The 12491-nt window shown below is 58.0% G+C and carries 10 protein-coding genes and 1 pseudogene; 3 read left to right on the top strand and 8 right to left on the bottom strand.

What is annotated here, in order from left to right:
- Positions 1–71: 71 nt before the first annotated feature.
- The 4 genes from H4I99_RS22210 to H4I99_RS22195 all read right to left on the bottom strand — a co-directional run bounded on the left by H4I99_RS22210 (position 72) and on the right by H4I99_RS22195 (position 3988).
- Positions 72–1052 (bottom strand): hypothetical protein, encoded by a 981-nt coding sequence (locus tag H4I99_RS22210; protein ID WP_244625248.1) that lies wholly within the window; start codon positions 1050–1052, stop codon positions 72–74.
- Between the two features lie 178 nt (positions 1053–1230).
- On the bottom strand, positions 1231–2277 hold the full coding sequence (locus H4I99_RS22205) for a CBASS cGAMP-activated phospholipase (protein ID WP_163897293.1): 1047 nt from the start codon (positions 2275–2277) through the stop codon (positions 1231–1233).
- Complete coding sequence (locus H4I99_RS22200; RefSeq protein WP_163897295.1) at positions 2274–2744, bottom strand: type II CBASS E2 protein; 471 nt, start codon at positions 2742–2744, stop codon at positions 2274–2276. Before H4I99_RS22200 ends, H4I99_RS22205 begins: the two co-directional genes overlap by 4 nt.
- Positions 2741–3988, bottom strand: coding sequence for a nucleotidyltransferase domain-containing protein (locus H4I99_RS22195; protein ID WP_163897297.1), 1248 nt, complete (start codon positions 3986–3988; stop codon positions 2741–2743). The genes H4I99_RS22200 and H4I99_RS22195 overlap by 4 nt, the downstream gene beginning before the upstream one ends.
- 194 nt (positions 3989–4182) lie before the next feature.
- On the opposite strand from H4I99_RS22195, the gene H4I99_RS22190 reads away from it, so the two are divergent.
- On the top strand, positions 4183–5106 hold the full coding sequence (locus H4I99_RS22190) for a WYL domain-containing protein (RefSeq protein WP_244625247.1): 924 nt from the start codon (positions 4183–4185) through the stop codon (positions 5104–5106).
- A 30-nt stretch (positions 5107–5136) separates the two neighbouring features.
- Positions 5137–5820, top strand: a complete 684-nt coding sequence (locus tag H4I99_RS22185) for a nucleotidyltransferase domain-containing protein (RefSeq protein ID WP_163897299.1) — start codon at positions 5137–5139, stop codon at positions 5818–5820.
- A gap of 207 nt (positions 5821–6027) precedes the next feature.
- Here H4I99_RS22185 and H4I99_RS22180 read toward each other — a convergent pair whose 3' ends face one another.
- The 3 genes from H4I99_RS22180 to H4I99_RS22170 form a co-directional block, all read right to left on the bottom strand.
- On the bottom strand, positions 6028–7167 hold the full coding sequence (locus H4I99_RS22180) for an RHE_PE00001 family protein (protein ID WP_163897301.1): 1140 nt from the start codon (positions 7165–7167) through the stop codon (positions 6028–6030).
- A gap of 182 nt (positions 7168–7349) precedes the next feature.
- Positions 7350–8597 (bottom strand): type II toxin-antitoxin system HipA family toxin, encoded by a 1248-nt coding sequence (locus tag H4I99_RS22175; protein ID WP_163897303.1) that lies wholly within the window; start codon positions 8595–8597, stop codon positions 7350–7352.
- On the bottom strand, positions 8590–8925 hold the full coding sequence (locus H4I99_RS22170) for a helix-turn-helix domain-containing protein (protein WP_163897305.1): 336 nt from the start codon (positions 8923–8925) through the stop codon (positions 8590–8592). The genes H4I99_RS22175 and H4I99_RS22170 overlap by 8 nt, the downstream gene beginning before the upstream one ends.
- A gap of 230 nt (positions 8926–9155) precedes the next feature.
- On the opposite strand from H4I99_RS22170, the gene H4I99_RS22165 reads away from it, so the two are divergent.
- On the top strand, positions 9156–11513 hold the full coding sequence (locus H4I99_RS22165) for a hypothetical protein (protein WP_163897307.1): 2358 nt from the start codon (positions 9156–9158) through the stop codon (positions 11511–11513).
- Positions 11514–11816: 303 nt separating this feature from the next.
- On the opposite strand, the pseudogene H4I99_RS22155 reads toward H4I99_RS22165, so the two are convergent.
- Positions 11817–12491, bottom strand: a pseudogene (locus H4I99_RS22155) (DUF1403 family protein); the annotation flags it as partial.

The raw sequence follows: 12491 nt of genomic DNA, 5'->3' as shown, positions 1-12491 counted from the left end.
CATTGATATTGACTTTGATCTCTCCGGTTCCCAAAAAAGCAGCCGTCGCCGCATGGCATCTCCGGCCGATGCTACTCATACGGAAGTTCTCCGAACAGTCCGATCATGAGATCACTGTTCAATACCTTGAACGGTATTTCGACGTACTGGCTCGGATGTCTGGGCTTTGAAGGACCGTCTCCGGGCGCGTTGCGCGTGTGTCCTTTTACGCGCTCGCCATTGTCCTTAATAAAGGGAAGGATGACCAACCGCCCGTGATTGGCGGAAACGATAGTACCTTCTGTCCAGAGTGTCGTACCCTCTTCTGATTTCCCGCTGTCTGTCGACTTGACCTGCCACCCTAGATGTCCGTCGGGCTCGTACCAGAACACGACCCCATTGCAGACCAGGGCGCGCTCACCACGTGCCAATGCCTCATCTAGCAACCTTTGAACACTCGCCAGCTGCAACAACTGGTTCGCGCGCGGAAGCAATACCTGTCGGATCTTGGCTTTCACCTCTCCCCAGTGTTCAGTCGGGTTGAGATCAAAGCCGGATGCGATCTTCGAACGCTCGATTAGCTTAGCGCCATGCTTGTTCAGATTGCCTTTAGCCACCAAATCCCAAACTCCAATGTACGATTTGGCCATAGCCGTGCGCTCGTGAAGGTCTCCGACGCGTACGCCGGTGACATAAGGAAACTCGGCCAACGCATGCGCGAGTGCCTCCCTAAATGGCTCCGCCTTTGGTGTTAACTTCAGCTCCGACGCGTGCGGGACCGGCACTGATGCCTTACGACGTCGGGCTTCCGCGAGCATCAGCTCCTCCTCGGACTGCAGTCTCTCCTTTGCTTGAAGTGATTTTGAAGCCTTGAGCTGAAACGAGCGCCGGGTTTCCTCGTCGATGGGGCTCATCTCCAGTTCGGCCGCATAACGAGCATTCAACTCGAGTCGGGCAGCGAGGGCTGCATCGGCCTCTTTGTACCAGTCCATCTTGATGCCACCCCCCGGACCGGTGATCTGACGATCACGCCATTTCGGATTGCCAGTCTTGTCAACCGCAAGCTCTTGCATTCGCCATATACCAGTCAGTGGCTCGTAGCTGGGCCAGACAGCCAAGATGGTATCGAAATCCCTCTGCCTATCACCCCAACCCATGTTCCACCTGCCCTTTCGCGGCCAGAACAACTACCAGCCCGCTTTCGAATGACACTAGTAACGGCGCCAAAAAAATGAAAATGCTTCACCCTTGTCAACCGTGCGCGCACCTGACGAACTCATCGACTTCGTCAGCCAAGAAAATGTGCTTGATAAGCTGCCCATTCGACTCGGCATGCGCTCGAGCGAAGTTTGGCAGCTCCGCCTTAGCCCGGACGACATCGTCGAGATCCATGTGTCGCTCGCGCTCGTCCATATCCACCCTGATGACGTTTGGCTTGCCGACCAGGAGAAATGCCTGACCTAAGGCGTTCTTGGATTGAGCGCGAGCCGCGAGCCGGAACAGCAACGGGACCTTCATCGACACACCCCAATCGATCTTGCCTCCTGACAGATGGCGTTTCGCTAGTTCAACGGTTTCGTCTCCGGTCCCGATGGACAAAATACGGATGTTCTCTCGAGGAACATCGTAGCAAGCGAGGACATCTACCAGCGCCTGCATGATCGGATTGTTTGCCCAGATGCCACCATCCAGCATTTGGTAGCCATGGTTCTCGACCGCAGCAAAGTACGACGGCGCCGCGGCGGTGTGTTGCGCGATATCGACGAACGCCTTGTGGCGATCCTTCTGATAGTCGGGATGATGAGGTGTCTTGTATATGAAAGGCTCACCGTACTCACCCTCGAACGAGGGGACAACGACTCGCGTCTTTGCATTGTCGAGGACCTCGTGACCGAAAACCCTCAGCAGTTCGCTCTGCAATGCCGAACGGTCATACTTCGATGCTCGCATTGAGCGGAGCCACCTCCACAGATCTGTGAATGGTTTTGGCCTCGGAAATATGTACTCGCCACGGTCCGTATAAATCTCCGAGATTTCTCGGGCGGTCTTCCCTGCTGCCAAGCCAAGGGCGATGATGCCGCCAGTCGAGGTGCCGGCGACCATGTCGAAATACTTAGCAATCGAAGCGCCGCCCAGAAATCTTCGCTCGATTTCCGCTAAATACGCTGCTGGAAAAAGGCCGCGGATCCCGCCACCATCAATTGTCAGGATGCGAAACAACCGGTCCTTTGGCCAAGGGAGCTTCACACGGGTGTGCTCGATTGTGCCGTCAGAGCGCCGAGGTGGAACGTAATTCATCGCGAACCCTCAAGATCAAAGCTCATCCCGATTTCGTTGGTAACGTGGCGGCCACCGCCGTGCCAGACCCCGGTCAAGAGCCAACCCTCGTAGCAGACCAACCAATCCAACGTCCAAGGAACAATCTTTTTTGAAATGGACATCCAACCCGTCCACTCACGTGCCCGCGGGTCGAAAAGGCAGAGATACGGATCGGTATCGCGATCGTAGACATGCGGGAGACTGCCTTCTGGATTTCCGGGCAACCTAGTCAGCGACGGAGAAACCACCCGAACCTTTGGCCCCATGATCACCCGCTCTATCGAATACTCGATCTCGATCGTGTAGTGATTGATCCCGGGCCGCACCTCCCCACGCCAAATCACACGCTCGCGCCCTGGCTCGAACAAGACAGTACGGAAGTTCGGCCAATCTAGCCGAAGTTCCGCATCCTGTTCGCGGATAGACAAAGGAAGCAGGACGCTCATGGAGCGTCTCCGAAGAACGTGTGTGACGATGGTCTAATGATGGGTGACGTCTTTGCAACAGCAGGAGCGGCGAGCGCGGCAGCGCCGGCAATAACGCCACCAGCCGGGGTGTAAAGCTGCGTCGCAGACCGGATCGCCGAACCGTTGCTGGCAGCCATGCGATCGATGACGGATGTCACCACGCGTCCGCCGAACATTTGCCGAAGCCAATCAGGCATCTTGGTCAGATCCGCCTTGCCGGCGCGCAAGACCTGAAGACCGTGAACCAGTTCGCGCAGGTCGTTTGCAAACAGGTTCTGCTGTTGAACGTTTTCGGGCCAACGGTCCGTAAAGACGTCGCTATCATACTCTGGATTCGCTACGTGCAGCTTCCGACCTCGGGCGCTGGCATACGCGATATCGGCGATAATCGCGTTGCAAACGCCCACGAGTGCCTCTGTGAGAGTTTGACCAGGACGAGACGTTTTTGCCGCATAGTATGCAAGCATCACCGACGGCGGCATTCGGCCCGCGCGACGCGGATCGTCATAGCGAATGTTGCGGTAGCGCTTGACGAGCTGCAGAGCGAGCGTTGCCATGCTCTTGACGCCGAAATGCGTCTGGTCCGGAACGTCATCGACCTCGGCATCCGCGGCGAACCCTTTGGCATCGAGCCAGCGCTGCCGGAAGGCATCCCGCACAACCGTCTCGTTGGGAGTGTTGCGCTTGTACCATTCGACAAACGCGTGTGCGTTGGTCGGAACACGACAGTCGTCGGCACCATGTTGCGGACCCTTCGCATGCATGATGTGGCTTTGTCGATCGGGGAAACCGTAATCGCGGACAACGGGGCTAATGTCGAGATGCATGTTGTCCGCATAGTGCACTGTGACGCAGCGAGTCTGGCGCGTCACCTTAAGGCCGCGGTATCCCGTCAGCCCACGTTCCAGAGTGAGCAGAACGTCAAGCGGGGACATGGTCCGAAACCTGCCACCAACCTGCGCGATGATATCAATGTCGTATTCGTCGTCAGTGCCGCGGGTCGAAATAGTGGCGTCGATCGCCATGGAGCCCTGCGGGTAAAAATGCTCGATATCGCCAAAAAACGAAGCGGTGGCTTCGAGGTGCTTCCTGACCGCTTCGTAGCGGCCTACCGCAGTTGCGTGAAGCGACGGCGGAAGCTGAATAGAAAACGCGATCTCCGCAAGAATGCGGTCGACCGGATCAAGGAACGGGTTGATTCCAGTGGGGATATTGATGTTCATCGAAACACTCCATGCGTACGAGGCTCGCAGCCTCCCAGTTTCCAATCATTGACGTCCTCCTCGTCGGTTGCGTGTGCTGCGGGAAAAGTCGGTTGGTTGACCTCAGTCCATCGCACGCATTAAGATGGGGATCACGCGACAATCCGTCAAGAAACACGACGGATAAATCGAATTTAAGAACAAAAAATGTGAGAATGGCTGTGGAAAACCTGGATGAAGCACCCCAAAGGTGGCCTCTTCGCAAGCGTCTGGAGTTCATCGACTTCCGACTTTTCTGGAACCGGCGCGTAAATCGGGGTGACATCCGCGACACTTTTGACATTTCTGTGCAGCAGGCATCGTCAGATCTAGCTCAGTACGAACGGCTCGCACCGCAGAACATGGAATATGATCGCGGGCTCAAAACCTATGTCAGAACCTCGTCCTACAAGCCGGCTTTGATCGAGCAAAGCTCCGAAAGGTTCCTGCTCCAGCTCGTGGCGATCGACAATGGCTGGATGCAGCGTGATGAAACTTGGTTCGATTTCAGCGAAGTTCCCCCGCTTGACGTTACGACAATCAAGAGAACGCCGACGAGTTCACGGGTGCTTCTCGGCGTTTTGGATGCGATCCGTGATAAAACCCTGATCACCATCGAGTATCGGTCACTTACCGAAAATGCCGATGCTCCACGAACGATCGCGCCCCATGCAATCTTCTACAACTCTGGCCGTTGGTATGCTCGCGCCTACTCCGTGGAGCACGAAGAGTTCAGGGATTACAACTTAAACCGCATTGCCGACTTCCGTAGGGCTGGACCAACTCCCGTTGACGTAGACTTGGATTACGGCTGGTCACACACACTCGACCTCGAAATCGGCCCCAACCCGGAGCTTCCTCGGATCCAGCAGGACGGTGTAGCTGTCGAATATGGCATGACCGATAACCGGCTGGTCTGCCCAGTCCGGCTTAGCATGGCTTTCTATCTTATGTCCGAGCACAATCTGGACGTTGAACCAGGAAAACTCCATCCTTCCAAGCAACAGCTTGTGCTCTTGAATCGTGAGATCGTGGATCAGACAATGAAGGCGACGCGTCTTCTATCAAAGCAGGCAATCAGACGGGCACTTGGCAAATGAGCCAATTCCTCACAAGACTGGCCGCTTGAAATGACTATTGAGGCCATTTTTCTATATGGAAGCTGGGCGCGAGGCGATCAGCAAGAAGACTCAGATCACGACCTGCTCATGGTTACTGACGAGAACAGCAGCTATCACGTCACCGATGGTCACCATTCAATGACCTATTATCCGCTCTCATTGTTGAAAGACAAAGCGGTTCACGGCGACCTTTTTGCGTACCATATTGTCTTGGAGGCAAAGAGCGTGCTCGATCCGAATGGCGTGCTCGGAGTTCTTCGTGGCCTCTTCAAGCCCAAGTTATCCTACCAGGCCGAAGTTCGCCACGGCGGCGACTTAGGCTGGTATCTTGTGCATCATCACCAATCAATTCCGCCGATTCTCCTGGCCAAACGCATCGCCTGGTCAGTGAGAACGGTGCTCATAGCCCAGTCTGCAATGCAAGGACGGCCGATTTTTGCCGCGGATAAGCTTATATCTTTGTCCTCTTTCGGGGGCACAAGCGACTTGGTTGCCACAAGACGCGGTAGTGCTTCCCCCCACACAGTCGCGATCCTACGTTCTTTCCTCGAGTTCGAGCAGCTGCCGGACCCACTTGGGCAAGAAGCGCCTGAATCCGCGTGGAGAAACCACTTTGTATTAACTTCCAATCAAGTTGGCATCCATCTTCTGAAACAACTTAACGAACAAAGCCTGGCGACACCGTATGGTTAGGTGCTGAAGCCCAAAGGCCTTCGCTTGTGTCTCCTACTACCGGCAGCGCTTCTTTGACCTGAAGGTGGTTACAAGGATCCCCAGCCTTTCCGTCGAGGACCAAGGCGCCGAACAGCGAGCGATTTTGCTCGACGGTCAGTTTTTGCGCGTTCTCCGAGGCGCCCTCACCTCATTGTAAGACCTTTATTGTCGAACCGAGTGATCTGCTCACAATATCCCCCACGCCCGAAACCTCCCCCTCCCCGTCATCTCCCTGAGGCCGAGTTCCATCACAATCCGCCGCGCCGCCTGCGGCGTGACCTCGAGCGTCTTTGCGACCATGCCGGTCGACACCATTGGCTTTGCCATCACCAGCTCAACCAGCTCAGGCAGTTTTGACGACGTCCGCCGTCCCTCCAGTTTTCGGTCCATCATCGTTTTCGCCAGGGTCAGGCGGTCATGCTCTTTCAAGCCGATCTCGGCGGCCGCCAAGAAGCCGTGAGCAATAGCGAGCAACCGAGTCTCCCGATCCCGATGCCGGCGGCGGTCGACCGGAATGGTTTTGAGGCCCAGATTGATGGTGGCCAGGTTCGCACCGGTCGTGACGCCGGCCTGGCGCAGGATGGAGGCGGCAAATAGCCGGCCGAGCCAAGGGGCGTGCTGCAAAACGGCCAGCTCGTTCCAGGCATCGAGGGCGACGATGGCCTGCAGCACCGCCGGCAAGTTTTCGGCCTGGCGCAGCACGCCGCGCCATTCATCCAGCCGGGCATCCTCGTCCCAGTCGAGGTCATAGATCATCGGATCTTTCTCCGACGTGCCACCCCGGCCGGGCCGTGTAGCGATTTCGATCGCAGCCTCGGAGCGGGCGAGCACCGCATCAATGGCGGCATAGTCGACGCCGGGTAGATTTTCGATGCTGTCGACATCGTCCCCCTCCCCTTCCGCGTAGGTCACCACGGCCGGCCGAATAACTCCGGCCACAGTCACCTCGTCCCCTCCGCCCAGCCCGATCTCCGAGGTTTTCCGCAGCGTGCGGATGCCCTCGACAGAGAGAGCCCAATCCGGAGATTGGCCGGCGATGCGCCGACGGGTTCGCAGCACGTCGCGGGCGATTGTCAGCTCATGCGTGGGTGTGCGAATATCGCGGGTGGCGTCATGGAGGACGAGGTCTTCGAGATGGACGAGTTCGCCGTCGATCCACAGCGAGGCACAGGCGTCGGCGAAATTTTTACGTTCGATCCACCCACTCCCGACCGCTGAACGGGCAATACGCTCGTCCAGACGCGTCAGCGCGGTACCAGCGTCGAAGGCCGGCCGCATCAAGGCGTTTATGCTGATTTTTGCGAGATTGTAAGCCATTGAAATCATGGTAAATGATTTCTTATAGGAACTCTATAAGAACATTACGGTTCCTCACATGGTATGATTTCTAGTTGAGCTCCTAACAATCGATAAGTAACCCTTATCGATGATTATACATCTATTTATCTTGAAGTATACTAAAAGTACGCTCATTGTGCACGCCTATTCGCTGAATTTACAGAATAAAACTATAGAGCAAGCGCACGCTTCAGGTCGTCATGCTCGAAGGCGCTGGCCATACGATTGATTTCGCTGCTTCGCGCGCCGACCGCCTTGGCAGTCTTACGCCAGGTCGCAGTGACGGTCGCCACCTCTTTGACGATTATGCGTGCCTGGGCCAGCGTCAGCGCAAAATATTCCGATGCGGCTTCCAGGAGATCGAGCGAGCAGGTGCCTTCATCGAGATCGATATTGGTGGTCAGCACCCTAGCCTTGAGATCGGTCGGCACGGGATTGAGATCGTAGGCCGGCGACAGCAACCAGCCGACCTTGCTCAACCACAGGAATCCGTGATTGCGCAAATGATCGTCGACGTTGGAGATGAGCACGTTGAAGACTACCCGGCGATAGAGAGCGTGCGCATCCGTCTTCCCTTGCGCGCCATGCTCGGCCAGCGCATCGACAATTTCGGGGTAACTGCCGCGCTCGCCATCCCTGGCGCCCATCATTGCCATCGCTGACAGAAATGGAATGCGGGCGGCGCCATCACGGTCGAAACGTCTAGACAACATAACGGCTTTACCGGCCACTTCGATCAACTCGTGACTTGGGGTCGCGATACCGGCCTGATCAGCAAGCCGGAGGGCGATCTCCTCCCAGGTCTCTATGCTGTATTCGTCGGTCTCCTTCGGAAACTTGGCGATGGACAGATGGCCATGCTGATCGATGACTGATGCTTTCGGCCGCGCGCCGCCCAATGACGAACCGGGAGCGAAAATGAGCTGGAGATCCTCGTCCGTCTCCTCGTCACGCAGAATGCGCTCGGTGATCTGCAGAAGCCGACCAAGCTCGATGACGGCCGGGACACCGGTCTGGATCGGAGCCTGGAAGACCTCCTCCCCGACCCACCGGAATCGAAGCGCACCAAGACGGGTTTCGTCGGCGACACCCAGCAGGTAATCGCTTTCGGTGAGTGTGCGAACAGGTCGCGCCTCGCGTTCCGCGCTGCGACGCTCGGCGCGCTGCATGAGCCGTCGTCCCCAGGTGTCGGGGGCGGAGTCGCCGATCGATCCGAACGTCGCCAATCCTGCCGGCGGAGCGAAGGCCCCACGGGTCAATGCAAGCGCGGGTTCCAGCGAGAAGCGATCAGGATCCTTCAGCCAGGCATCGTCATACTCGAACAGTATGGTCTCGGAGCCGCGGATGCGATTGCTCCTCGCAAGACCAATTCTACGAGTCTCTCCAGCAAGGTCGATATGAACCTCGAAGTCAGCCATCGCGAGACGATCCCGACGCCGGCTTCAGGCGAACGCGCTTTGGCAGATCGGCACTGGCAAGCGCCTGGCCAATGCTGTCGTTGCTGATGTCAGCAAGCTGGGTTAGCCCGTCGAGGAGACCGAGAGCTTGAAGGACGCCCGCATAGATTCCGATGCTGACATTCGTGTCGCCCGCCTCGATCTTTTGCAGCGTGGAGCGAGAGGTGAAGGCTCGCTCTGCCACGACTGCCATCGGCAACTTACGGCGGCGGCGAGCATCCTGGATGTCGGCACCAAGCTTTCGCAAAGCTCGCCTGACAGCCGCCGACGGTTGATGGGGAGTAGGCATATGAAACCTTCGCGCTACAGAATTTGCCTTTATGTAGCACGAAGTTCACAATAGTTCCAGTACGGCGTACTGCTTTGTTAGAAGGCTAGGCTATGTGTGCGGATGCTTCACCGGATTTTGCGACAGCCCTCACCTGCCTACCTTCCCGTTCTGGACGTTACATCCTTTGTTAAACGAGAGCTTCTATTTCGGCTCGCCCTCGGCATTGGGGCCGAGAAGGAATATTAAGCATGCCGAAACAAGATATTGCCTCACGTCAGTTTCAACGAAAAATCTATGAATTCTGTGAGGTGCGCATTGCACCGGCCACATCGAAACGGGCCTTGGAGAATATCAGGCCCTACTTGATCAGCCTTATCATCTATCGCAAGTCACCGCCCTTGCTGCATGGCCGCATCAACTGGGTGGCCATCGCCGATGCCTGCGGGATCGAAGAAGACCTGACCACGGAGCTGAAAAAGCAGCTCCGCCCCGGCCTCGACGCCATCATCCGCTGGCTCGGCGCGCCAGCGGCCCTGGAAGACGTTCGACCGTCAGCGCCAAAAACCAAACCGACAAAACTTGATATGCGCGCGCCAACGTCGACCACATCGTCCATGCGCAAGCCGCAACGAATAGGAAGCGACGGAGCTCACTTCCTATCCGCTTCAGCACAGAGAGGCTCACAGCCGAAACCGATACAGGAGTTTCCGGAACCGCTGTTCGAGGCGACGGGCGATCCAGAAACCTTCCGCGACGCGCTGGTCTACCACATGCGCCGGTTCGGCGACAGTTATTGGCAGCTCTATCGCGCCATCGTTCGCCTCGGCGAGACCTTCGACGACAAGACCCTGTTGTCGTGGATCCAGGGTGAACGTGCGCCGAGATCCATTGTCAGTTTCGACATCCTGTCGCGTATCGAGCGTCGCTACCAACTGCGGCAAGGATACTTTAAAGAGAAGCTGCCGCACCAATCGCGATCACTGCACGGTCATGACCTTGGCGACATCAGCCCCGCCGAACGGCGAAGACTGGCCTGGCATCTGCCGGACGACTTTGGCAGCCTGCCATTCTCGAAGCGTGAAGAAATCCTCGACTGGGTGCGGCGAGTGATCATTTCCGGCTCGACCGATTATCGCCGCTACCAGGCGGCGGCGAGCAAGCAACGGTATGCCATCCGTTTTCCGGGTGTCACCTATGGCGGAGTAACATTATCTCCCCGATCGCCCTTTCCGACCGTTGGCACAAGCAGCATTGCGGAGCATTCGTTCGAAGATCCGGACCTGCTGTCCGGCGTTGTCGACGCGCCGCCGCGGTTGGCTATTGAGATGGCGGACCTGATCCGATTCAAGACCTCGACGCTAACGGCGATCGGTTTCCAGCGAAACGGCGTCTGGGGCGAGGAGACGGCGTCGCAGAAGGTCGAGCATCTTGGATTGATGTTCGGCGCACTCGCTGCTTCGCCCACTGGGATCGTCAAGGGTCGCGGCGTCCCGCTCAGCCAGCTGACCTTTGGCCTTCTGATCTTTCCGGGCGTCTGGGACTGGTATCTGGAATGGCGCGAGCAGCGGCGTGGATTCTACACCAAATGGGAGGAGGACATGCTGATGGTGGCGCAGGCTCTTACCCGCGCAGAGGTGGGCTGGATCAGGCAGCACCCGGAGCTTCTGAACAATGTTCGACCGATCGAAGGCCTCATCGCACCCGAAGAGATCGAATTCGCGAAGCGCGACTGGCACGGCGCCTGCGACGCGTTTCACCGGCATGCCGCCAACCGCTCGAAGGAGGTTCAACGGGTCATGCGCGTCCATCGCGATCCGTTCGAGCCGATCATGGTGATACTGGAAGCCGACAGTCCGCTGGCGGAATATCGCAAGATCACCGACGAGATCCTGAAGCGGATGCCGGATCCGGATCGTTATCCGCGACCGGCCGCCGAAGCCGTCCGCTCCTTCCTGATGCTTCGGCTCGGCTTGCATCTGGGACTTCGACAGAAGAACCTCCGCCAGCTTCGCCTTTGCCCCCGCGGCCATTTTCCGACGTCCGAGCGCCGGCTGGAAGATATGAAGTGCGGAGAGTTGCGGTGGAGCGATCGCGAGTGTGGATGGGAAGTTTTGATCCCATCGGTAGCCTTCAAGAATTCCGGCTCGTCCTTCTTCGGACAAAAACCGTTCCGGCTGATCCTTCCCGATCTGCTCGACCTCTATAAATATCTGGAAGCCTATATCAATCGGCATCGCGGTGTGTTGCTCGGCAGCGCGAAAGATCCCGGAACGTTCTTTGTTAAAACCGTCAAGACGACGAGCTATGACGCGGCGTACGACTCGACAAAGTTTTATGAGGCTTGGCGCACGATCATCCAGCGATACGGCATCTACAATCCCTATACCGGTCGCGGCGCGATTAAGGGCCTGCTGCCGCACGGGCCACATAACTTGCGGGATATATTGGCAACGCACATTCTGAAGCAGACCGGATCTTACGAGCAGGCGAGCTATGCGATCCAGGATACGCCGGATGTGGTGCAGCAGCATTATGGCCGCTTCCTCCCGCAAGACAAGGCGGCGCTCGCGGCCAAGATTCTGAACCAGGTTTGGGAGGCCGCCTAGACCAGCCAAACTAAAGATAGGCTTTCAAAGAATCAGGAGCGGATGCGGAAACCAACTCCGCGTCTGCTCGGGAATAATCCGATCGCTTCGATCCGGAGTTGAACCACCGTTGAGTCTACGCGGCTTGTTGAAATCGGCGTCGCGCGCCTGACAAATTCATCCGCATCACCGCTTCGACCCGCAGCATCCATTCCCGCCAGCGTAGTTCCGGCGGCGGGTCCTCCAGATCCCGATCAAACGGGCGTTCGTCTGCGGCGTTCGCCTTCCGGCGGGATGCTTTGGTTGCAGGAGATCCAGCCATGCTCATAATCCATAGATGCGGAAGGACGAACGGCCCGACAGTTCGCGAACGGCGCCAAAGCTCTCCAGCCGCTCGAGCAGCCGGGTAGAGGCCCAGCGGGAGAGAGTGCCGCCGGGCGCGGAGGCCGGCACGGCGTCCCCGTCGAGCAACTTGCGGATAACGACTCGGCACCCTTGGTCCTGACCTTCGGCGCCACGGCAAGAAGCTGGTCGGCGCGGCGGCCGATCTCTCCCGCCAAGCGTAATGCCACGCCGGTGCCCTCGACCAAAGCCAGACAGACGGCACGCGGGAAGCCCGGTTCGCCCGACCGTACGCGCCCCCTGCCCCCGATTGTCCGAAAGGCCGGACCGTAGCGCTCAGCCATCAGCAGCGGCACTGGATGCGCCCATTTCAGCGAGGCGGCGATCAATCCATCGGCGAGCGCCCAGGCAAGCGGCTCGGCGTCCGGCCGTTCGGCAAGGATCGCCGCCACCAGATCCGCCGCCGCAAGGGGCACCGCACTACCAGACTGAAGCGCGTCATCCGCAAGATCGACAGCGGTGGCAAGCCGGTCATCCCAGACAAGGCCGAGAAGCTCGGCAAATTGCGCGGCGAATAGGGAGCCCGTCGCCCCTCTCGCCGCCGCGAGCCTTTTGTAGGCCAGAAACACCTTTCCCGCCGGCCCGGGGTCGTCACCT

The sequence above is a fragment of the Paenirhizobium daejeonense genome, from assembly GCF_014280875.1.
In the GTDB taxonomy this organism is placed as follows: Bacteria; Pseudomonadota; Alphaproteobacteria; order Rhizobiales; family Rhizobiaceae; genus Allorhizobium; species Allorhizobium daejeonense.
Note: the sequence above shows the minus strand (reverse complement) of the source record. Positions and strands in the feature narration are given on the sequence as shown.